Origin of the sequence: Rhizobium sp. FY34, assembly GCF_005222845.1 — a bacterium.
Lineage (GTDB): Bacteria > Pseudomonadota > Alphaproteobacteria > Rhizobiales > Rhizobiaceae > Neorhizobium.
In genome coordinates this window covers 116,847-140,804 of sequence record NZ_STFZ01000011.1, presented here as the reverse complement: position 1 = coordinate 140,804, position 23,958 = coordinate 116,847, and the positions used below count along the sequence as shown (strand labels likewise).

Sequence of the window (23,958 nt, the reverse complement as noted above, 5' to 3'; positions counted from 1 at the left end):
TTCCATTGAAGCCCCCGCTCCGATACGCGATCTGGACAAAAGGCGGCACATAACCACCCCATTCATGGTCAAGACGATCAGAGGCTGTGAGATGGGACTCTCAAGATAAAATAATTTTTGGAGGAAATTAGATTTCTATAAGAGGCGGAAATGGGCGCGCATTTCCTGCAGCAGACAGGCGTCGCGCTCAGCTTTCGACTTCAGCACGCAGGTCGAGCACTTTTCCGCTCCCTTGACGGTATAATACCTGCAGCACCCGCCTCGCGCGCGGAATGTGTAGGTGAAGGGCTCCTTCAATGCGCTGTGATGCAGGGTAAGGTCAAAATAACCCAGTTGGCGGTTATTCAGCGGCGATCCCGATACCTTGACGATCGCCATTGCCGAGGCCATCGCATCGGTGAGACAATCGAACCGTCTTCCCACATCGAGAAAGCGGCCGGCTATCGCATCGCCAACAAGCCGCCATTGCGCATTCTTCGAGAAACCGGTCATCTTTGCCATTGCGTCCACCAGCGGATGGAAATGTTGCTCGACCTGCATACGGAACCTCTCGCGAAGGCCCGCGAGGTCTGTCATCGTCGAAAGTGGCCCTGCATCCCGATCTGCAAATATTTGTGCGGACAGCAGCCTGAAACGGGCCCGCCGTACTGTCATCGGTTCTCCGTCATGCTCGCCATGATGGGTGTAGAACTGCAATGAGACATTCTCCGGCGACAGATCCGGCACGATACCCCTGCCAACCAGCAGGGGCACGGTGGCCATGAAGAAAATATAGCAGTAGTCGCTCATCAGGAATGCAGCGCGACTTTTAAGGTCCACGCTGGGATCGAAGGTTCCTTCATAGTCGAGGAACTCTTGGAGTTCCGTGGGGCTGGAGAACAACTCGGCAGACGTTATCCAGTCAGGAAGCATTGGACCTGTGCTGCAGGGCACTTCAGGCCACATGGACTGCTGGAGCATAGCGGCTTCCGCTAGAATAGCGTCGGCGGCCGAGACGCCGGCAATCTCATGATGTCTCATTATCCGTCGCATTCGTCAGGCTTGCATTACAAATCAGGGTCAGGCGGTTCTAGTGGATAGTTGCGCTGCATCGGTTTGCCACAACTGTTCCAGCTTGCCAATGAAATGTGCGAAGGCCTGCGGCGACAGCATGTGCGGTCCCTCTATCCGGTGCATCGTTATTTGTTGGCCGATACATCTTTCCCAGGCGCTTGCTGCCTTCCAACTGACGAGATGGTCGCCTTCCGCGACGAAGACATGCACCGGAAACCTGACAGGAAGAGGCAAGGGCGAAAATTCATAGGTCTCGCAAATGCGAAAATCGTTGCGCAGAACCGGCTCGAACAGAGCCATGGCCTCCCTGTCGCGCAATAACTCGTCCGGCGTGCCACCTATGTCGACCAATGATTGATGGAAAGCTTCGCTCGTCATACTGTGAATAGGTTCACGCCCTTCAAGAACACGGTCGGGCGCGTTCGAGCCCAGAATGTAGAGTGCTTCCGGCAGTTGCAGGCCCCGGATGGAAAGATGGCGGATCAGTTCATAGGCCAGTACAGCGCCCATGGAATAGCCGAACAGGGCATAGGGAGCGTGAAGCAGGCCACAGATTTCGCTTCCCACGTGGTCGGCAAGGCTCTGTATGTCGCGCGGCAGAGGCTTGGTGAAATGCGCTTCGCGACCTGGCAGGGCAACCGGGGTCACGTCAAAGACGCTCTGGGAACGAACCCATGACCGGAACAGGCTCGGGCCGGCGCCAGCGGGCGGAAGGCAGATCAACCGGGGATGAACTGTCATCGATTTTCCTTGTATCATATTTCAATCGCATTGTGTTCGCCCACCGGTGGGGCGGTTGCTTTCAGCGCGTCGATGAAGGCCGCAAATGCCGCAAGGACCGGACGGTCGAACAGGATTTTTACGGGAAAATTGATTGCAAATTCTCTGCGCACCCGGTTTACGACTCTGGCGGCCAGAAGCGAATGGCCGCCGAGATCGAAGAAATTATCGCTTTTGCGTTGTGCTTCCACTTTCAGGATCTCTGCCCAGATTCGGGCAATTCTTTCTTCCGTTTCCGTCCAGGCGGTGGCCGAGAGGGCGGAGGATAGGGTCTGTTCATGCTGTGTTCGTGCCACCCAAGGCAGCGCAGGTTGATCCACATTCGCTTCGCCTGGGGCCTCACTGGATCCATGCGGAACCATGGAAGTGCCCCCTGCCATCTCGCCGATGGTCGCGCAAAGCTCGTTCAGAAATGTCTCCATCTCCAGCTCAGTCATAGTCCGCCTGTCGTATCGCGCGGAAACCGAGATTTTCGTGGCATTGGCGGTGGCAAACAGGGTGAGGGGATAGTGGGTCCATTCGTCAACTTCGACGCCGGTCAAGGCGAATGTCGCATTGGCCGAAATATCTCGTGGCACGGGATAGTTTTCAAAGACCAGCAGGCAGTCGAAAAGATCGCCTCGCCCTGCCTGTATCTCGCGCAATGGAAGATGGTCATGCTCGGCACAGGCAGACTGGCGCTTCTGCACTGTTTGCAGCCACGGGGAAAGACTGCCGCTTTCAACGTCGATGCAGACCGGCAGCGTGTTGATGAACAGCCCCACCATGTTTTCCACACCCCGTAGCTCTGGGGGGCGCCCGGCTGTCGTCGCGCCGAAAGCCACATGTCTGCCACCGGTCTTTCGGGCGATGACGATGGCCAGTGCTGCCTGCAGCAGGGTGTTGGGCGTAATGCCAATGTCCCTGCACAGCTTTGTCGCCTGTGCGGAAACCATGGGATCGCAGGTGAGTTGATGACGGGCGAAATCGGCCTCGCCACCGGTGGCGTCACGGGCAATCCTGCATGGCCCGTCGATCTTCGCCGTGTAGTCCATCCAGAACGCACGCGTCGCCTCGTGAGGTCGGCTTTTCAGCCAGGCAATATAATCCACATAGGGTCGCGGTGGGGGCAGTGCTGGACGTGATGAACCACAGCGTCTCTGATAGGTCCTGAATGCGTCATCGATGACGCGGCCCGCCGACCAACCGTCGAGAACGATATGGTGATACTGGAGCACAAGCCGGGAATTATCCGCGCCATAATCGATCCATTGCAGGCGGATGAGCGGTGCGGCTTTCAGATCGAAAGCCTGCCGACGATTGATGGACAGAAGTGTTTCGAGGCGTCTTTGCTGCTCTTGCGCCTCGATGCCGGACCAATCCAGTTGCGACCAGGCGAGGCTGGCATCACTGTGGACCACCTGAAAGGGCTCGTCTCGTTCTTCCCAGTGAAACGTGGTGCGCAGCACCGCATGGCGTGACACCATCTCGCTCCAGCAATCATGCATGATTTGCGGATCGACGGTGCCCCTCAGTTGAAGGACGATTTGCGGGACGTAGACACCCTCGTCTGGCGTGGCGATGGAGTGAAACAGCAGTCCTTCCTGCATCGGTGACAGTGGATAGATGTTTTCGATAGCCGAGCGTCGGCGGCTTTCAAGAGGGCGATTGTCCATTGTGTCACAAGCTCTTTAGCAGATTGTCGAGTTCGTCCTGACCGAGATTCATCAGCGGGAAATCCGAAGGGCTGAAACCTGTGCCTGAACCCTTCAGGCAATGCTGGATCAGCGTTTGAAGATTTTCCCGTAAATGGCCGGTCAGCGTCGTGATAGTGTGTTCGAAATGCAGTTGCGCGCCATAGATCCACTGCAATTGCAATTCGCCTCGCACGACCATGGCATTGATCTCGAGGATCGCATCACGCGGATTGCCCGGGCCGTACATCGGACCGGATGTGATGCCGGACGGTGCAAACAGACCATCGGCCCCAAACATCGCATCTATCTGGCCGAGATAGTTGAAGCGGACTTGCGGTTTGCCGTAGTCCAAATGCTCACCCTTGTTGCGAAGGTATTTCAGAACGCCGAAACCCACACCATTGTTTGGAGTTCGCCGCAAAGTATCTTTGACGTCGAGCAGCAGGCGGTCCGGTGTCGCCTCTTCGGGCGTGTCAAGCAACACGGGATAAAGGGCGGTGTGCCATCCCACGGTTTCGGAAACATCAATATCCTCGAACAGATGCGGTCTGCCGTGGCTTTCCATTTCTATGCGCAGACGTGGCTCACTGCTCCATTGCCGCAGCGTCAGATAGAGGGCTGCGACGAGAACCTCGTACGAGGCGATGCTGAAGCACTCCGGCACATCTCGGAGCAGTTGCCGCGTTGTCTCGGCATCAATCGTCTGCCGATATGTCACTGCATCGGACTGACGATTGCCTCCCTTCTCATTGTCGAGAGGCAGCGCCCTTACATCTTCCTCGCAGATGCTGCGCCAATAGTCTTCCTCTGCGTCGAAGAGCTCCGACCGTGACAGCCGGCTATTCCACTTGTCTGACGCGACTGCGCCGGAACGAACACTGCTGTTCTCCAGATAATGCCGCTGGATGTCGGCAACGATCACTCGCCAAGACACACCATCGACAATGAGATGATGGGCCGCGAGGATCAGGCGCCCGGAGCCATCCGGCAATGTCGCAAGGATTGCACCGAAGAGAGGCCCGGCACCGAGATCGAAGCCAGCATGAAGCTCTTTGGCAAATTCCGTGACGTCATTCTCATCTGCGGCGGCCAGTCGCTGCATGGGCGGCATTGCCGAAATGGGGAGGAATTCCTGATGCCATTGCCCATTTTCGCGCAAAAATCTGGCGCGAAGCGACTGATGCTCGTCGAGAAGCCTGGAAATCGCTTTTTCGAGCCGGTCGGGATCAAGAGAGCGGGTGGGCTTCAAGATCAATCCCTGGTTCCAATGGGCAAGGTCGGGCAGGTCCTGATCCAGCAGCCAGTGCTGTATCGCCGAGAGCGTGGATTCATCATCGACATGACCGGTTGCGGCTGTCAAAGCGCCGCCTGCCTGCGTCGCTTCTGCAAGAGATGCGAGCGTGGGATGCAGGAATACATCGCGTGGGGTCATCTTCAACCCCTTCTGACGGGCCTGTGAAACCAGCTGTATGGCAAGGATTGAATCGCCGCCGAGCGAGAAGAAATTGTCGTTTCGCCGGATGTCTCCGCAGCCGAGCAAGGCTTGCCATAGCTGCGCCAGTGCTTTTTCCTGATCATTGATTGGACGTGCGGTTTCACGGGAGCGTTCGCCATGGGCTGAGGGATCGGGCAGAGCGGATCTGTCCAGCTTGCCGTTCGGCAAGCGTGGAAGCGCTTCGAGCTTGGTTGCAAGGACGGGAATGAAATGCTCGGGCAAGCGTTGTCTGAGTGTTGTAACAAGTTTGGCGATCTCAACTGTGTGGTCGCCGGCAATCCACATTGCCAGGCGCGGATGACTTGAGGCGTCGCGCCAGAGCCCGACAACGGCCTCGTGCACCCCTTCCTGCTGCAATAATACGGCCTCGATTTCACCCGGTTCGATACGGAAGCCGTTCAGCTTGAGCTGCCGGTCACCGCGACCCATGTAGTCGAGGCCGCCATCATCGCGCCTGCGCACGATATCGCCGGTCTGATACATGACGCGATGCTCGCTGCAGTCGGCAAAGGGATTGGGCAGAAAGCGCTCGGCGGTCTGACCCGGCCGGTTCCAGTATCCACGCGCCAATCCGCTGCCTGACAGGAAAAGTTCGCCGGGCACCCCAACTGGCACCTCGTTCATCTCGCCGTCGAGCACATAGGTGCGGGTATTGGCAATCGGTACACCGATGCCGAACCACTCTCCCGATTTAGGCACCGGTGCCACCGTCGAATAGGTTGTGTCCTCCGAGGGGCCGTACAGATTATAGAGGTTTTCGACCCTGTCGTTGGCGTAAATCCGCGCCACAAGTTCGCGCGGAAGCGGCTCCCCCGCCAGGCAAACCGTTTTCACGCTCTGTGGCAGGGGGCCGAGTTTGAGCAGTTCGGACATCGGTGTCGGAACGGTGTTCACCAGCGTCACGTCGTTCACAAATGGTGCGTTCGGTAAGGCGAAGAGATCGTCCACCAAGAAGATTCGCCCGCCCGCTGCAAGCGTCGCAAATATTTCGAAGATCGAAAGATCAAAGCAGATCGACGTGGAGGCGAGTACGCCGGACAGCTGATCGCCGGTGAAGCTGTGCAGGCACCATTGCACGAAAGCAACCGCGTTGCGATGTTCGATGGCCACGCCCTTCGGTCTGCCGGTAGAACCGGACGTGTAGATGATATAGGCAAGATCGGATCCGGATGCCACCTGCGCTGGAACGACCCCGTTTGCCAGATTGTCCACCATGCCCGGCGTCATGCATCGGAAATTCTGTCCGACAGTTGAAATGTCATCCTCTGTCGTGACCAGAATGAGCGCCAGATCAGCGTCTGCGGCGATGAATTCTATCCGGTCGGCGGGGTAACGCGGGTCCAGCGGCACATAGGCGGCGCCGGTGCGAAGAACCGCCAGTATGGCAACCACCAGCCCCACGCGTCTTTCAAGGCGGATGCCGACCCGTTTTCCCCGACCTATTCCGGCTGCGGCCAACCCGCTTGCGAGCCTGTCGGCCTTTCGGTCAAGCTCGGCATAGGACAGGCTCCCATCCTGATCGGTAACGGCTGTCGCCTGCGGATTGGCTTCGGCACTCGCTTTCACGAAGTCGTGCAGGCAGCGCCGCCGCGGCCGAAATGCCGTATCCGTCTCGTTCCAGTGTCGCAGCCTTTTCTGTTGGCTGCCGGATAGCAGTGACAGCCTGTCGAGTGGCACGTTGGGGCGTTCGACAATGTTTTCAATCAGGGCGACCAACGCATCGCCTAGAGATTCTATGGTTGCGCGGCGGAAAAGATCGCTACGATATTCGAGGCGGCACGAAAGTTCCTCTGCCGTTTCATGGATGAACAATGTCAGGTCCACGCGCGACGACGTGTCAGGAAGCAGCAGTCGTTCCCAATCCATGTCCGCCAGCGAGATAGGTCTGCGCCGGGTTTCGACGGTCGAAACGAGCATGGCCTGGAACAGCGGGTTATGGCTCCATGTCCGGGGAAGCGAAAGTGTATCGACCACCTTCTCAAATGGCGCGGCCTGGTTGGCGAAAGCCCCCAAGGTCGTGTCACGGGTTACCTTCAGTGCTTCGTTGAAGGTCTCACCGCCCTGTGTCTGCAACCGGATCGCCAGCGTATTGACGAACATGCCGATGAGGTTTTCCAGATCGGGGTGGAAGCGTTCGGATACCGGTGTTCCGATGACGATATCGCGCATGCCGCTTACACGTTGGAGCAGCGTCGAGAACGCTGCCAGCATTCCCATGAAAAGGGTCGCGCCTTGCTGGTCGCAGAGTTTGCGCAATCTTGCGAGTAAAACCGCGTTAAGTGAGAAGCGGATACTGTCACCGGCGAAGCCCTGTATGGCGGGCCGCACAAAGTCCGTGGGCAGTTCCAGCAGCGGTGGCGCGCCCGCAAGCGTCCTGCACCAGTAATCGACCTGGTCCTTCGTATCCTGCTCCTGCTGCCAGACCGCAAAATCCGCATATTGCAGCGGCAGCACCGTGTGTGACGGTTCGGTTTTCTTGGAGAGAGACGCATAAAACTCAGCGACCTCGTTCAGCAGAATCTCCGCTGAAAGGGCGTCGCCGATAATGTGGTGCAATATGAAAAGCAGAACATGGTCCTGCGGACCGGTGCGGAAGGCGTGAATGCGGAAGAGGGGCGCAACGGCAAGGTCGAATGGTCGGCGCGCGCAATCGAGCAGGGCAGCCTCGAGATCCGCATCGCCGATCTCTTCCGGCACGATTGGGAATATCATCTCAGGGTCGGTCTCGATGAAGGGCCTGCCATCGATCGAGACGAACCGGCTGCGCAGGATATCCTGTCGTTGCGCTGTCAGCTTCAGCGCATGCGACAGGATTTCGAGATCGAGCGGTCCCCTGATCTTCAAGGCAAACGGGATATTGTAAAGCGGGCTGTCCGGTTCAAGCTGCGCAAGCGCCCATTGTCTGTTCTGTGCATGCGACAGCGGCGCTCGTCCGGCATGGTCCCGCCTTGCCAGTCCGGACGCATCCGCTTGCGGCCTGCGTCCGGTCATTGGCAAAAGGGCATCGATGGCACTGGCAAATTCCGCAAGTCTCGGTTTCTCAAAAATGCTGCGCAGAGGCAGTTCAACGGCGAATGATCTCCGCAAACGCGCGAGCATCCGGGTCGCCAGCAGGGAATGGCCGCCAACCGTGAAAAAATTGTCATCGCGCCCGACCTTTTCGGCGCGGAGCAGTTCACGCCAAATGGCGGCGACTATTTGCTCGGTGCCTTCGCGCGGAGCAGCGTAGGCGGCTGACGAGACTATCTGTGTCGGCCGTTCAAGTCGCTTGCGATCGATCTTGCCATTGGCGTTTAAGGGAAAGTTGTCCATCCATACATAGGCGGCGGGAAGCATGTAGGAGGGGAGTTGTAAAGCGAGCGCTGCGCGGATTGCGTCCTCGTCCGCCGGACCTGTCCCACTGCGGCAATAGGCGACGAGGGTGCCCGACCCTTCCTCATCCTGCCAAAGGGCAACAACGGCCTGCTCGATTGATGGCTGCGCGGCGAGGATCGCCTCGATCTCGCTGAGTTCGATACGGAAACCGCGAAGCTTGACCTGAAAGTCGGCGCGGCCGACATAAAGAAGATGTCCGGCAGCGGTCCGCCGCATGAGGTCGCCGGTGCGATAGAGCCGAGATGTTTCAGGCCGACCGTTCGAACCGGCGGCTGGCCCTTCGACGAATGCGCGCGCCGTCAGATCTTCGCGGTTGAAATAGCCGGGGCTCAGACCTTCGCCGCCGATATACAGATCTCCGACAACGCCTGCCGGTACTGGCATCAGCGCGTCATCGAGCAAATGGAGCTGCGTGTTGGCGATCGGCTCGCCGATCGGCAGGGCAGAAAGCTCCAGATGTTCGGGGTCTATGCGTGTGCAGGTGGACCAGATGGTTGTCTCGGTCGGGCCGTAGAGGTTCCACAATTCGCCTCCGGCTGCCAGCAGGCGGCGGGCAAGGCCCGGCTCGAGCGCTTCGCCGCCGCAAAGCATCTTGAAAGCAGCCGGCGCCTTCCAGTCTGCATCGGCCATCAGTCTCCATGTGGCGGGTGTCGCCTGCATCATTGTCGCGCCGTGTTTCCGGATAAGCTCCGAAAGTGCCATGTCGTCATAGACGTCATCGGCTTCGGCGATAATCAGCAGGCCGCCGACCAGCAGCGGCATCAGCAACTCGAGGGTGGCGATATCAAAGGCTGGTGTCGTGACGGCGAGGAATCGATCGTCAGCGGACATGCCCGGTCGTCTCGCCATGCTTGTGAGCAGATTGACCAGGCTTTTCTGCCTGATGGGCACGCCTTTTGGCCTTCCCGTCGAACCGGAGGTGTAGATGATATAGGCCAGATCGTCCGGTGACGTCTTACGGTGCGGATTGCTGAAGGAGCCGGTTGCAAGCAGCAAGGGTTCAATCGCGGCGTAATCGCATGGATATGCCGAGTTCGCAGCCTCATCGTCAGCCTCGCTGACGAGAATGATGTCGGGCCTGCAATCTTCGAGAATGAGCGCGCGCCGCTCCGCCGGGTGTCCCGGATCTAGGGGCACATAATGCCCCCCCAGTTTCAGCACCGCGAGAATGGCGATGACAAGGTTTTCGGAACGCGGCAGGCAAATGGCGATACGGGGATGAGATGCCCCGTGGCCGATGCGGTCACGCAATCCGGATGCCACGCGGTTGGCGGCGTCGTTCAGGTCGCCATGGGAATACTGCCGGGTGCCGCAGCGCACGGCCGCAAACGAGCTGCGCGCCTGTGCGGTCTCTTCCAGCAGCGATGCGACATCTCTCAATGGAAAGGCGGCGCTTGTCTGGTTCGCAGCCGCCATGGCGGCATGCTCTGTCTCGTTCAGCAGGTCGATTTCGGCGATGCGGCCACCGGGATTCGATAGGAGCCCGCGGAGCAGTCTCAGGAAATAATCGGAAAAACGCCTAACCGTTTCAGGCAGGAAGAGTTCCGTATTGAACTCAAAGACGCCACTGAAACCTTCGATTCCCCGTCCATCGTGCATGTCGAGGCTGAGATCGAAACGCGAAGCGCCTGAATCGAGCGCGATCGGCGTGACCTTGATATCACCGAGGTCGAAAGCTGCACCAGGCGCGTTGTGAAGGACGAAAGTCGACTGAAACAGGGCGTTATGGCCCATGTCGCGCTCGACATTCAGCGCATCCACCACCTGCTCAAAGGGAACATCCTGGTTGGAAAGGGCTTCCAGCGCCGTATCGCGAACTCTTGCGAGCAGCGCATCGAAGCTGTCATTCGCCTGCAGGCGGGTCCGCATGACGAGATTGTTGACGAACAGTCCTATGAGATTGCGGGTCTCTGCTCTGTTCCGGTTCGAGGCCGTCGTGCCGATGCAGATGTCGTCCGACCTCGAAAGACGGGCGAGCAGAATTTGATAGGACGCTAGCAGCACCATGAATGTCGTCAGTTGCCGGCTTTTCGCCAAATCCTTGATGGCAGCGGACAGCTCTGGCCCAAGGTGGAATGTGTGCCGGGCGCCGCGAAACGCCTGCGTGACCGGCCGGGCGAAATCGAACGGAAGTTGAAGCAGCAGCGGTGCGTCACGAAGCTGTTCACGCCAGTAATCGACCTGGCCTGACAGCGCCGCAGTGCCGTTGCGCTGCCATTCGGCATAGTCTCGATACTGGATAGCGAGTGCCGGCAACTGGCCTACAGATGGAGATTCGGAAGCGCTGTAGAGTCTGTAGACCTCGTCGATGAGGATCTGCAACGAGGCGTAGTCGGAAATGATGTGATGTATCACCATGACAAGGATATGCTCGTCAGGTGCAATGGAGAACAGGCCGACGCGAAACAGCGGACCTTGTGAAAGCTCGAACGGCTCCCGCGCGAAGCGGCTTACGGCGGCATCGCGCGGGAGCTCGTCGCCGGCCAGTTCGTGAAAACTGAAGTCCGAGGTTGATCGAGAGGCGATGACCTGGAAGGGCTCTCCGTCCACAACCTCGAAAACCGTCCGCAGGCTTTCATGGCGCTGGACGACGATATCGAAGCAGGTCTTCAGCCTGTCGCGGTCGAGTGGACCGTTGAGCCTGATGGCCAGGGGTATCGAATATGCACCTGCTCCTGGCTGCATCTGCTCGACAAACCAGATGCGTTCCTGAGCGTGGCTCAGTCGAAATTTCGTCCTTTCGGATGTCTGCTGTGCGGCCATCAGGCGTTGCAGAAGCTGGCGCTTTTCATCCGGGCTCAGTCGGGAAATATCCATACTGTTCACGTCTACTGGTCCTTTTGGCTGGAGAGCAGTCGCTCCAGCATTTTATCGACGTCAATCTCGGAAAGGTCGTCTACGGATGTCTCGGTCACGATCGGGGAAATACCGATTTCCACTGCGTCCGTAAGGTGTGGTGACAGTGAGCTGAGCAAGTCGGATTGTGCTTTGACGGTGGTCGCACCAAAGAGCTGAGCGAGCGTCAGGTGAACTGAGAACTCCTGCCTAATGCGCGACAGAAGCTGCATGATCGTCAGGGAATCTCCGCCTGCTTCGAAGAAGTTGTCCTCCACGCCGGCGTCGTCACTGGAGAGGAGTTCGTGCCAGATCGCCAGCAGTGCGGTCTCGTTCTCGGTTGTCGGGGCAACGGTGTCGCGTGCCCTTGTGCCCGGCGCGGGGAGGGCTTTGCGATCAACCTTGCCATTGGCGCTGAGAGGCAGCCGCTCCATAATGACGAATTCGCGGGGGACCATATAGGCGGGAAGTTTTCCGGCAAGAAATGCGCGCAGCCTCTCGGAAAGGTTTTCACCCCCCCTTTGAATGGATGCCTGCCATTGCCTGCTGCATGCGGGATCGATGGGGCCGCCGGCCAGCACGTAAAGGGGCTCTTCGTCTTCTTCCGTTGCCATTGCCGATGCCAGGGCGGCGAGATCGACACCGCCGGCCGCACATAGGCCGATATCGAGGCGTGGCGCATGCAGCATCATGGCCTGCGCCATGTGGCCGGCTTCCAGCAGGCAGAAGTCTCTGGCCCTTTCCTTATAGCTGCGCGCCATGGCTGCCATGTGGCCGGTGAAAACCACGAGGAAAGCGCATGGCCCGACGATATCGTCGCTTTTGCCGGCGATTGTCTTGATCTGTTCCTGTGAAACGGCGGCAAGAAATTCCAACCGGTGTTCGGCCGGATGATGACGATACAAGCCAGCGGACAATCCCTCGATCCGGCCGTCACGGACCAGGATGTGGGTCTGAACGGGGTAGAGTCCGCCGGCAGACGGGTAGAGTGCCTTCTTCAGCGGTGTTCCGGCGACATCGAAGGCCCGTATGCTTGCCAGCAGATGGCCGATTTTCTGAAGCTCCGCCGGAGCGTTCAGAAACCGGCGATGACTTTGCCGGGCAATCGCTTCGTGAAACAGGCCGTCCGGCGTGGACAAATCGACGGTCCTTCCCGCATCGCGCAATCCGCCATCGCCTGACCGGCTAGCCTTTGCTTCCAGTTTGCCGATCAGGCTGCCTTTGGTATCCGGAACGATATAGGCGACAAGGGCAGGTGGCTGGCCCGTCGTCGTCACAACGGCTTCGGCGACATTTTCATTTTGCAGCAGCGCAGTCTCGATTTCTCCGAGCTCTATCCTGAAGCCGTTGACCTTGACCTGGAAATCTTCGCGCCCCAGAAACTCCAGTAATCCCTCGGGCCGTAGCCGCCCAAGATCGCCGGTGTCGTAAAGCAGAAGTGCTCCTTTTTCGGCTTCTACTTCGTCCGCGAAACTGTCGGGGATGAAACGTTCGGCAGTCAGCTGCGGTCGTCCCCAGTAACCGCGCGCAACACCGATGCCGCCAATAAACAGCCGACCCGTAACCCATGGCGGGCAGGGGCGCCCCTGATCATCGAGGACATACCACCGCTGGTTCGCCAATGGCTGGCCATAGGGGATGCTCGTCCAGTCCCGGAGGGTTTCTCCAATAGGGTGGAAAATCGACCAGATGGAAGCTTCGGTGGCCCCGCCAAGGCTGATGAGATCGGCATTCGGCAACTGGGCTTTCAAGGCGGGAGGCAGGCTGACGGGGATCCAATCACCGCTCATCATGATCAGGCGCAGGGGCGGTTTTTCCCGCAGCGTCGGCAGCTCGGCCAGCAGCAACTGAACAAGGGCCGGCACCGAATTCCAGACCGTCACTCGATGGTGCAGCAGAAGCTTCATCCAGCGGGCATTGTCCGATATTTCCTCGCGCACGGGAATGACGATGGCACCGCCAACCGCAAGCGGACCGAATAGATCGTAGACCGAAAGGTCGAAGCTCAGAGACGAGAGCGCGAAAACCCGGTCTTCATCCGAAATGCCAAAGCGGCGATTGATATCGAGGATCGTATTCAGCGCGCCTCGATGATCGATCATCACGCCTTTCGGTTTGCCGGTCGAACCCGAGGTGAAGATGATATAGGCGAGATCCGTGGGCTTGGTTGCAACCGGCGAAGGCCTCGCTCCGCCATTCTCGGGAACCGCAAGCACCGTCACCCGCTGCGGCCAGTTACCCCCTTCGGCGACGACGAGATCGGCCGCTGTGTCTTCCACAAGTTCGAAACGCCGCTCCTCGGGCAAATCTGGGTCAACCGGTACATAGGCCGCACCGCTTGCCAGAATGCCGAGGCAGGCGATCACCTGGCCTGCACCCTTCGACAGAGAAACGGCAACCCGATCGTTCGGGCCAGCACCGGCCTTCTGCAGATTGGCCGCCAGCGCCAGCGCGCGTTCGGCCACCTGTCCGTAAGTCAGTTCGATACCGCCAGCGCAGACGGCGATCTTGTCAGGGCTTTGCGTGGCTCTGTGGAAAAACGCTTCATGCAGGAGCGGCGTGTCGTCAGGAAGCGCGATCTTCGCCCGGTCATTGAGCGTTTCGAACGCCTGGCCATCAACGATATCCGCCTCGGTCTGCCATGCAGCGTCGTCGCCGGCCAGCGCTTGCAGCAATGTCTCATAGGCGGCAAACATCATGTCCAGCATGGAGGGCGGGAACAGTTCCTCGACCGCATCCCAGTTATAGACCAGATCACCCTGATCTTCTGAAACCTGATGGTCGAGATAGACCTGTGGTGTCTGGCTGACGCTGTCCACCAGGCGTGTATCGAGACGCGGTGCCTTGTCGTCTCTCGATGTCTGGCCCAGAACGCTGGTGAAAACCACGGGCATAAGGGCGCCGCCGGAGCGCCCGTTCTGTTTGGCCAGTTCGCGAAGCACGGAAACGCCGCTGAAAAGCCTGTGTTCAAGATCTTCCATCAGGCGAAGTTGAACCTGACGAGCACGCGTAGTGAAGTCGGCGCGGGCCGAAAAATCGAGTCCGAGCAGGAGTGACGCCGTGAAATCGCCGACGATCTTTTCCACGTCCTGATGAACTGGTTCGCGATTGAAGACGGTCAGATTGAGGGTGAAATCCTGTCGCCTGCTCCAGCGTGCCAGAACCTCTGCAAAGATCGTCATGATCGCGGCGGTTGGGGTCAGTCCGGCACTCTGGGCCAGTTCCTTGAAGCGTGACCAGTCTTTCGCGATAAGGCGGCCCCGGCGGCGTGTGAAGCGCGGATGCTCGATTTGCGATGGATTGCATGCCAGCGGCAGATCCGGGGAGGCTGGCAAACTGGCTATGCGGGCAGACCAGTGCTGCCGTGCCCGCTCATAGGATGCACTGTTGTGCGCGGATTTTTCGAAGAGAACATAATCGCGGAATGTCAGTCCGATTTCGGGAAGCGCACGTTTCTGCATGAGCGCTGCGAGCTCGGTGCCCATCAGTTTCAGCGACCAAGCGTCACCGATGAGAACATCGAAACTGACGAACAACCTCGTCGTCTTCTCATCGAGCCGGGCGGCTTCGATGTGAAACAGCGGCCAGCGATCCGCCTTGAAAACATTGTGCGACAGCCTGTTTCTGATGTCCATCAGGCAGGTGGCGCGATCGGCTGCATCACGCAGATCCATCACCGGCAGTCCATAGTGGGGAACATGCCCGAGCACACGCTGCCGTCCGTCGGGATCGACGATGGCGCGCAGCATGTCGTGGCGCGCGACAAGACTGTTTATGGCGCTTTCGAGCGCATGGGTATCGAGATTGTCGATATCGAATTCCCGATAGCCGTGGGACCCGACGCTGCCGAGTTCAAAGCCCTGGTTGCGGCCGATCCAGTAGGCATGCTGGATATCCGTAAGCGGAAACGGCTCATGGCGGTCTGCGGCATTATGGATGACCGCATGGCCATCCGCACTGGGGCCTTCCTGCGTTTCACTCTTAAGCCGGTTTGCCAGCTCGGCGATTGTCGGTGTCTCGAAGATAGCCTTCAGCGGTAATGAAACCCCGAACTCGGCCTTTATGCGGGCAATGATCCGGATGGCGAGGAGCGAATGTCCACCCATTTCGAAGAAGCTGCGCTCGACATCGATCATGTTTGTCTGGAGGACGTCCTGCCATATGGCGGCCAGCCGTTGCTCGACAGGATTTCGCGGTGCGGTTCCACTGCCGTCCGGCGTCTTGATTTCAAGCGCGCGCAGGGCGCTCCGGTCGATCTTGCCGTTCGGCAGATGCGGCATGGCCGACAGAATGGTCCAGAGGGCTGGTACGAGATGGGAGGGAAGCTGCTTTGCAAGTGCGGCGCGGATCTCGTCCACTGTCAGTTTTCGGCCTGCATCAAGCGAAATATAGGCGGCCAGCTGGCGGTCCGGGCTTGCATCCTCGCCGATGACTGCGACGACCGCCTCGTTGACCCCATCAATATCTTCCAACTGGTGCTCGATCTCGCCGGTCTCGATCCGCAGGCCCCTGATCTTGACCTGATTGTCGAGACGGCCATGGAATTCCAGCGTGCCATCCGCGCGCCGCCTGACCCGGTCGCCGGTACGGTAGAGATAGGCGGATGACCGGCCGGAGAAAGCATCCGGAGCGAAACGCTCCGCCGTCTGGCCCGGACGCCGCAGATATCCGCGCGTGACGCCGGCTCCACCGAGATAAAGTTCACCCGCAAGGCCGTCAGGCCGGAGACGTCCGGCCCGGTCGAGGACGTAAGCTTCCGTGCCCGGCAGGGGAGTGCCTATGGGAACCGTTTTTTCCCCACCGGCGGCGCAAACCGTCGCTCCCGTTGAATAGGTTGTATCCTCCGAAGGCCCATAAAGATTGTGTATACGCGCCTGCGGTGCCTTTTTCGCCAGCTCTTCGAGCAGGACCGGCGGCAGGGGCTCCCCGGCAAGGTTGATGGCCAGAACGGATTTCGGAAGCGTGTCGTGGCGCAGATATTCGCGCAGCAAACTCGGAACGGTGTTGATCAGGCTGACGCTGGCAACATCCTGCAAACGCGGCAGATCGAAGAGCGTATTGGCCAGAACCACCTGACCACCGCAGGATAGGGTGCCGAAAATCTCGAATATGGAGAGATCGAAGCAAACCGAGGTCGATGCCAATACGCCTGAAAGCTCGTCACCGGTAAAGTTGCTACCTGTCCACTGCATGCGGGCGGCTGCATTGCCATGCGTGATTGCCACACCCTTCGGTCGCCCCGTCGAGCCGGATGTATAGATGATATAGGCAGGATCGGCGGAATCGACGGTATGGGTGGCAGAAAAGACCGTATTGGGAAGTTTGCCGACCTCGATAAGCGCCAGATCCTCGGTGGCGTCAAATGCCAGCCGGGCGCTGTCCGTGAGGACGACCCGGATGGCCGCATCCTGAGCAATGAAGGCCAATCTCTCGGACGGGTAGTCCGGATCGAGCGGAACATAGGCAGCGCCTGCTTTCAAGACGCCGAACAGGGCTGCGATGAGATCTGGCGTGCGCTGCATGCAGACGCCGACGATGGCGCCGCGGCCATACCCGCCAGCAACGAGCGCGGCGGCAATTGCGTCACTTCGCTGGTCGAGCGCGCGGTAGGTGAGTTTGCCATGTTCGCTTGCAACTGCCACTCTTTCCGGTGTGCGTGCCGCCTGCGCCGTCAGCATCGCGTGCAGGCCAAGCCCGTTGGGTGTCAGCGACTGACCGGCGGATCGACGGATCTGCTCCTGCTGTTCGTCATCGCCAAGAAGAGTAAATTCCGACAACCTGCGGGCGGGATTTTCGGCGATCGTCCGCAATACATGTTCGAAACGCTGCCAGATCGTGGCGACCGTCTCTTCATCGAAAAGATCTGTTGCATATTCGATCTTGCCACCGATATCCGGGTCATTGTCCTCAAGGTTGAAGCGAATTTCGTTTTTCGCAGCACCATCGGGCAGGCGCACGGTTTCGATGGTAAGACCGTCGAGTTCGGGCAACCGTGCCAGATTGTGCTGGAGATCGAATTTCGCCTGAAACAGCGGTGTCATCTCGGAAAGGGAGCGTTTCGGGTTGAGCGCCTCGACGATCCGCTCGAATGGCACGTCCTGGTTCGCCAAGCCGGTGCGGACTGTTTCGCTGACGCGTTGCAGCAGGCCCGAAAAATCCGGATTGCCCGCAAGATCGGTACGCAGCACCAGCGTATTGACCAGTGGGCCGATCATCGCCTGGGTTTCCGGCCTGTCGCGGTTTGCAACTTCACTGCCGACCACGATGTCGTCGCTGTCGCAATAGAGATGCAGCACCAGTTTGAAGGCGGAGAGAAGCAGGACGTATAGGCTGACATTATGTGCCCGTGCCAGCGCCCTCAGCTTGCCTGAAAGTGCCGGATCGACGGAAACGGCAAATTGCGCGCCGAGGAAGCTTGCGATGGCCGGCCGCGGCCGGTCGAATGGAAGGTCCAGCACCGGAAGGTCCGTGCCGAGCGCCTTCGTCCAGTATGCAAGCTGGTTTTCGAGCACCGGGCCGCGCAGCATCTTTCCCTGCCAGATAGCCCAGTCGGCATATTGAACGCGAATGTCTGGCAGATGGTGCGACTGGCCCGTCGCCTTCTTGTAGAATCCTGCCAGATCGCGGGCGAGTACGGTCATGGACCACCGGTCGCCTGCGATATGATGCAGTCCGACCGCCAGCAGATGATCGTTGGCGGAAAGGCGAACCAGCACCGCGCGCAATTGCGTCTGGCTCAGGTCATAAGGTGCGGACAGTCGCTGCAGGATATGTTCACGGGCTGTGGCTTGCGCATCTGTGTCCTGCCCGAGGTCGAGGAATTCGATCTGCGTGTCGCCGGAGAGTAGAATTTCCTGTTCCGGAGAGCCGTCTGCACCGGGAATGAAGCGCGTTCGCAGTGGCTCATGCCGTTTCACGACATTTGCCAGCGCCTCTTCCAGCGCCGGCCTGACGAGCTCCCCGCGAAAGCGCAGGATGCTGCGCATGTTGTAAGCCGTGTTGTCCGGTTCAAGCTGCTGCATGAACCACAGACGCTGCTGCGCAAAGGACAGGGGCCTCTCACCATCGCCTTCCTCACGTCCCGGAATGACGGAGTCGAGAGCCGACTGATATCCCCGCTCGGCAAGACGCTGCTCTATGAGGCGACGGCGCTCGGGCGAAAGGTTCGCGAGTTTGGTATAGAATTCGTTCATCGTGTTTCTCCTCCAAGCGCGCTCTGGACCTCACTGTCGGAAAGGCCTTCGATTTCCATCAACAGCGCCGCCATCTCGTCCAGGTCGCCTTCATCCGGCATATGGGCTGTAATCATGCTCGCCACGCGGGCGACCGTCGGGTTCTCGAAGAGGAGTTCACGCATTTCGATTTTGACTGGGAATGTTTCCCTCAGTTTGGCGACAACGCGGATGGCCAGAAGCGAGTGGCCGCCCAGCTCATAAAACCCGTCATCGACGCCGATCCCGCTGACGCCGATCAGCTCTTCGAAAATGCCTGCGACCGTGGTTTCGATGGGGCTGCGTGGGGCAATGAAGGGTGTGGACATGGCCGGCCTTGCACGATCCGAAACTGGCGCCTTCGGTGATTGTGCTTTCCTTCCGGTGCGGGGGGCGACGGTGATGTCGCTGCGCGAAAGCATCGTTGTGCCGATAGTGCCGTTCTCGATGATCTTTCTCGTCAGGTCCCAGGCATCCTGCGAGGCGACCGCATAGGCGTTGGTGTCGAGCGAGGAGCGCTTGCCGGCGGCCAGGACATCAACGAGCGGATAGCCAATGGCGAACCAGGGCATTCTTGCACTGCGCGACTGGTCAGCAACAAGCAGCTCGACCGCTTGGTATCCCGATGTGTAGGCGGCGAGCCCGACGCCGCCGATGACGGTTGCAAGCGATGACTGGATGCAGCAGAAGCCTGCCCGCCTTTGCTCCATCGCCTTTATGAGCGCTCGCAACGGTGCGATGCGAACCGTTTCGTTGTAGTTCAGATGCGTATCGTCCATCATTGAAAGCGGCGCTGCCGCCTGCCGGTTCGCCTGCGGCATGCTCAGAAAAATGCCGTCGATCCGACCGTTTACCGCTACTACTTCGTCAAGTGCATTGCCGATGGCTGCCGGATCATTGCAGTCGATCCGGCGCGTATCGATAGGTGCATCCGAAGGAGAGGCAGTCACCGCCTCCTGGACGGATTGCAGCACGGACAGGCGTGTGCCGGAGATTCTCGCCAGATGATCCAGCCAGACGGTGCCCACACCTTCGGCAATATTGCCGATCACGACATAGACACCGTTTTTCTTCAGCCGTGCTGACGCCTTTGGTTCAGGCAGGTAGAGGGGCGCAAATCCATGCGCCCACCGGTGCGGCCCTCTTATGGCGACCACCGGGCTGGTTCCGTCGAATTCCGCCACGAGGCGATCCGCGATCGTCTGATCCGTCATGTCCTGCGCGAGCATGATATCGATGTGCCTGCATGTCAGGTCTTCATATTCCTGACTGGCAACCTTCAGAATCCCCGGCAGCCGGGACTGCAGGTCGTCGAGGCTTTCCAGACCGGTGACATCCGCTGCGCCATTGGTCACCAGTGTCAGATTGCTTTTATGCCCCTGTACGGTCAGCGCCCGCACGAGATCGAGCAAGGCCGAAACCTCGTCCCGCGGGCCGGGCTTCAGAGGCCATAGATAAAGGATATCTTGTGGCAGGGCTCCACGCTCGCCCAATGTGTCGAGCAACTGGGCAAAATCCGCTGCGGAATGTCCGGCAAGGCTGAAGCAACGGAAATCGCACTCATCGAACCGCTCGCCTGAAACGGCGCGATAGACCTGAGCACCGGCGCCTTCCAGCCGTGCGGCGAGCGCTTTGCCGATGTGTCCTTCATCAAGGATCAGAACACGGCGATTTCTGCAATCCACCGGGGTCGCCGGCGGCAGGCGCTGCCATGTCGGACGATAGATTCTGGCGCGGTCGCCGGGGGTGGAGATGGGCGCCTGGTTTTCTGCCGTCTGGGCGGAAATCCAGTAGCGCTGCCCCTGAAACGGATAGGTGGCGAGCGGCACGCGGCTGCCTTCGGGCGATGCGGCCTGCCAGTCGAGATGCCCACCGGTCTGCCAGTATTGTCCCACTGCGGCAAGGACCTGGCCGGTCTCGTTTTCCGGTCTGGCACGGCCAAGGCAGGTTATGATCCTGCCTTCCGTGATGGTGTGTTCGCGGATGAGGCCTGAGAGTGCCGATCCCGGTCCTACCTCGATGAACACGGCATTGTCTATGCCGAAAAGCGTTCGCATCCCCTCGTCGAAACGCACGGTCTGTTCCAGATGTGCGGCCCAGTAATTCGGATCCGTCGCCTGCGCGGCGCTCAACCAGGTGCCCGTCACATTGGAGATCATCGCAATGGATGGCGGGGAAAGCCTCGCATTTCGCAACTCGTCCAGATAGCGCGCTGCGGCCTGCGCCATCATGGGCGAATGAAACGCATGTTTGGTCTTCAGCCGCCGGGTCACGGAGCGGGCCTGTTTGAGCTCCGCTTCGAGCCTTGCTATGGCGTCCATGCTGCCTGAAACGACACTGAGGCCCGGCGCATTGCTGGCCGCCAGGGCAATGTCTGCGCCAAGCCAGCGGTCGATCGGTGCATCGGGATGAACGACCGCAAGCATTGCGCCGGGTGCGGCCTGTTGCATCAACCGGCCGCGCGCCACCACAAGCGAAAGTGCCGTCTCGAGATCGAAGACGCCCGCCAGGCAGGCTGCCACATATTCGCCGATGCTGTGGCCATGGAGTGCCTGCGGTACCACACCCTGCGCCATCCATGCATTTGCAAGGGCATATTCCACGGCAAACAGTGCCGGCTGGGCAAATTCCGTATTTTGGATATCTTCATGTCCGGCGAAGAGATCAGCGCGGAAATCACGATGCATGATCTTGGAAAGACGATCCGCGCAGGCATCGAAAGGTGCGCGGAAATGTTCCAGCCGCGCGTAGAGATCCTTGCCCATTCCGGCATATTGGCTCCCCTGTCCGGGAAACAGGAAAACCGGTGAGTGCGTGCTGCCGGCACGGGATGGTTTTTCCCCGGCAAGGCGGTGCAGTGCCGTAGCGGCCGACGCCACATCATCGGCAACCAGCGACTGACGGTGGCTGAAGGCTTTCCGACCATGACTTAGCGTGAAGGCAACGTCCTTGATCGCAAGTTTCGGGTCCGCCTCAAATGCTTTCGCCTGTGCCGAGAGCAGTGCCGAGAGCGCTGCTTCATTGCGTGCCGAAAAGACCAGAAGCTGGGGGGATGCCGATTGCGTCTTGACGCGCGCGCCCGCGTTCGTTGGCGCCTCTTCCAGCACCACATGCGCATTCGTTCCGCCGATGCCCAGTGAACTGATGCCGGCTCTCCGGGGGCTTTCCACAGCAGCCCAGTCCCGCAATGCCGTATTTACCTTAAAGGGGCTCGTCGGGAAATCGATCTTCGCGTTTGCCTGTTTGAAGTGAAGGCTTGCGGGAATCCTACCGTGCTTGAGGCAAAGTACGGTCTTGATGAAACCTGCAATGCCTGCGGCCGTATCAAGGTGGCCGATATTGGTTTTCACCGAGCCGATGGCGCAATATCCGCTGCGTGGCGTCGTCTTGCGAAAGGCCTGCGTCAACGCTGCGATCTCGATGGGGTCTCCCAGCGATGTTCCCGTGCCATGCGCCTCGATATACCCGATGGAATCGGCCGAAATTCCCGCAGCGGCATGGGCCTCACTTATGACCATGGCCTGGCTGTCCACTTGCGGCGCGGTAAAGCTGGCCTTTAGTGCGCCGTCATTGTTGATGGCCGAACCGATAATGACGGCATCGATCGTGTCGCCGTCTGCAAGCGCATCGTCAAGACGCTTGAGGACGACGACGCCAACGCCGCTTCCGGGAACGGTTCCGGCAGCATCCGCATCGAACGCCCGGCAATGACCGTCCGGAGACAGTATTCCGCCTTCGCGTGCAATATATCCATGCGAACGAGAAACCGTTACGCCGCCCGCCAGCGCAATATCGCATTCGCCCGCAATCAGGCTCTGCGCTGCGACATGAACGGAAACCAGCGATGAGGAGCAGGCCGTCTGCACCGTCATGGCCGGGCCGCGCAGATTGAGTTTATACGCCGTGCGCGTCGCCAGAAAATCCTTGTCGTTGGCGACGAATAGTTCAAAGGGGCTGATCGATTGACGCACCGCTGCATTGGCGTGCAGGTTCAGAAGATAGGTGTTGAAGCCGCTCGAGGCATAGACGCCGATGGAACCGTCGAAGCTGTCTCCATGATATCCGGCGCGCTCCAGCGCCGCCCAGGCGCATTCGAGAAACAGGCGCTGTTGCGGATCGAGAATTTCTGCCTCGCTGGGGCTGTAGCCGAAAAATTCGGCGTCGAACGTGTCGGCTCCCTCCAGCGGTGCCGAAGCCCGCACGAAATCGGGGTCCGCAAGCTGCTCGACCGGGACACCCAGCGCGATGAGTTCCTCGTCGGTCCATTGTTTGACTGACTCCCTGCCATGAACCAGATTATCCCAGAAGCTCTCGATATCCGGGGCTCCTGGAAAGCGGCCTGCCATACCGATGACGGCGACCCGAAAGGCGTTCCGATCCTGGTTTGAAGCGCTGGTATAGTCGGACATATGCAGTTCTCGCTGGATTAGAAATTGAACACGCACGTTACTTGTGGAACGGGCAGCCTTTTTTGGGAGGATCGATCATGCTGAGGCGACCGCGTTCAAAGCGCTGCAGGGTATCGATCGCCTTGCGGTCGCCGTATCGCAGGCTTCCGGCGTCAGAGCCGACGAAACGTGAGCAGACGCCGACATGCCCTTCCGCCAGATATTTGTAGGCTGCAACGAATTGGGCATGGGCGTCATGGAGTTCGACCGGGAGCGTGGCGAACACGTCCTTCATTTCACGCCAGACCTGAATGAGCACGGCATGATCGAACGACATCAGCCCGCTGAAATCATCGGATTCCACAGAAGGCGGCGTCATGGATACGCGGATGGTATTTTCATAATCCGCCTTGCTGAAGCTTGCGGCGAGGTCCATGGAGCTGGCAGATGTGCGCAGAAGCACCGCTGCTGCCCGCAATTCCCTATCCGCTTCGGCATGGTTGCGCTCATGCACCTGCATGTTGAAACGTCGCAGGCACAGAACCAGCCCCTGCACGTTCATGAAAAACGCCCAGTGGAATTCGCGCCAGATTCGAGATGGCGACGGATGAGCAATTGTCATCGTGCACACTCCACCCCGAAGCACCTTGCAAGAAGCCTCGCATGAACCTCGAAACCTTCAAACTGGGCTTTCGCGGCCTTTTCCGACAGGTGGGGTGCACGGCAGAAAAGATCGGTAACGGAGAGCGCGACCTGCAGGAAGCTGCGCAGCAGAACATAGGCGGGCTGGGCTGTGGCAATGCGGTTCACGCGGAAATACCGGTCATAGTCATTGGCGTGAAACGACGTCAGCGGAAGGCCGCTGGTATCCACGAAGCCAGGATCGGATATCGGCTTTTCCATGCTGCCCAGAAGGGTGGCGATGCGCGCGCGGCATTCGGGATAATGCAGCGTGAACGCCTCAAGGGCCTCGCAGATAATGTGCTGCAGGTGGGCCATGTCGGGTTCTTCCGGTGATATCACTGGTGCAAGCGCCTCCGGCAGGAGCAGATCGAGAACGGCATCCTGCGCAAGCCAGTCCCTGTCCGGTCCGGTGTCCTCGCGGGGCACCGGGCTTGGCCATGGTTGGTCGTCCATGGGGTCAC

General features: G+C 59.4%; 8 protein-coding genes. All 8 read right to left on the bottom strand.

From position 1 onward, the window contains the following. Positions 1–135: 135 nt before the first annotated feature. The 8 genes from E8M77_RS07705 to E8M77_RS07670 all read right to left on the bottom strand — a co-directional run bounded on the left by E8M77_RS07705 (position 136) and on the right by E8M77_RS07670 (position 23,950). A complete protein-coding gene (locus tag E8M77_RS07705) occupies positions 136–960 on the bottom strand; it encodes a ferric iron reductase (RefSeq protein WP_246659169.1) in 825 nt (274 codons plus the stop codon). 99 nt (positions 961–1,059) lie between these two features. Next, the gene (locus E8M77_RS07700) at positions 1,060–1,794 is read right to left on the bottom strand and encodes a thioesterase domain-containing protein (RefSeq protein WP_137130050.1); all 735 of its coding nucleotides are present in this window, start codon (positions 1,792–1,794) and stop codon (positions 1,060–1,062) included. A gap of 14 nt (positions 1,795–1,808) precedes the next feature. After that, positions 1,809–3,488: a condensation domain-containing protein gene (locus tag E8M77_RS07695; RefSeq protein ID WP_137130049.1), complete on the bottom strand. Its 1,680-nt coding sequence runs from the start codon at positions 3,486–3,488 to the stop codon at positions 1,809–1,811. A gap of 4 nt (positions 3,489–3,492) precedes the next feature. Further along, positions 3,493–11,196, bottom strand: a complete 7,704-nt coding sequence (locus E8M77_RS07690) for a non-ribosomal peptide synthetase (RefSeq protein WP_137130458.1) — start codon at positions 11,194–11,196, stop codon at positions 3,493–3,495. 11 nt (positions 11,197–11,207) lie between these two features. Then, positions 11,208–18,407 carry a non-ribosomal peptide synthetase gene (locus E8M77_RS07685; RefSeq protein WP_137130048.1) on the bottom strand — a complete coding sequence of 2,400 codons (7,200 nt, stop codon included), beginning with the start codon at positions 18,405–18,407 and terminating at the stop codon, positions 11,208–11,210. Beyond that, positions 18,404–22,834 carry a type I polyketide synthase gene (locus E8M77_RS07680; RefSeq protein ID WP_137130047.1) on the bottom strand — a complete coding sequence of 1,477 codons (4,431 nt, stop codon included), beginning with the start codon at positions 22,832–22,834 and terminating at the stop codon, positions 18,404–18,406. The genes E8M77_RS07685 and E8M77_RS07680 overlap by 4 nt, the downstream gene beginning before the upstream one ends. A gap of 37 nt (positions 22,835–22,871) precedes the next feature. Next, positions 22,872–23,435 carry a siderophore biosynthesis protein gene (locus E8M77_RS07675; RefSeq protein WP_137130046.1) on the bottom strand — a complete coding sequence of 188 codons (564 nt, stop codon included), beginning with the start codon at positions 23,433–23,435 and terminating at the stop codon, positions 22,872–22,874. Beyond that, positions 23,432–23,950 (bottom strand): siderophore biosynthesis protein, encoded by a 519-nt coding sequence (locus E8M77_RS07670; protein ID WP_137130045.1) that lies wholly within the window; start codon positions 23,948–23,950, stop codon positions 23,432–23,434. Before E8M77_RS07670 ends, E8M77_RS07675 begins: the two co-directional genes overlap by 4 nt. Between the last annotated feature and the right edge of the window lie 8 nt (positions 23,951–23,958).

Bases quoted from the DNA above. Each gene is read 5' to 3' on its own strand.
- E8M77_RS07705 (WP_246659169.1), bottom strand. From the start codon at position 960: ATGCTCCAGCAGTCCATGTGGCCTGAAGTGCCCTGCAGCACAGGTCCA.
- E8M77_RS07700 (WP_137130050.1), bottom strand. From the start codon at position 1,794: ATGACAGTTCATCCCCGGTTGATCTGCCTTCCGCCCGCTGGCGCCGGC.
- E8M77_RS07695 (WP_137130049.1), bottom strand. From the start codon at position 3,488: ATGGACAATCGCCCTCTTGAAAGCCGCCGACGCTCGGCTATCGAAAAC.
- E8M77_RS07690 (WP_137130458.1), bottom strand. From the start codon at position 11,196: ATGGATATTTCCCGACTGAGCCCGGATGAAAAGCGCCAGCTTCTGCAA.
- E8M77_RS07685 (WP_137130048.1), bottom strand. From the start codon at position 18,407: ATGAACGAATTCTATACCAAACTCGCGAACCTTTCGCCCGAGCGCCGT.
- E8M77_RS07680 (WP_137130047.1), bottom strand. From the start codon at position 22,834: ATGTCCGACTATACCAGCGCTTCAAACCAGGATCGGAACGCCTTTCGG.
- E8M77_RS07675 (WP_137130046.1), bottom strand. From the start codon at position 23,435: ATGACAATTGCTCATCCGTCGCCATCTCGAATCTGGCGCGAATTCCAC.
- E8M77_RS07670 (WP_137130045.1), bottom strand. From the start codon at position 23,950: ATGGACGACCAACCATGGCCAAGCCCGGTGCCCCGCGAGGACACCGGA.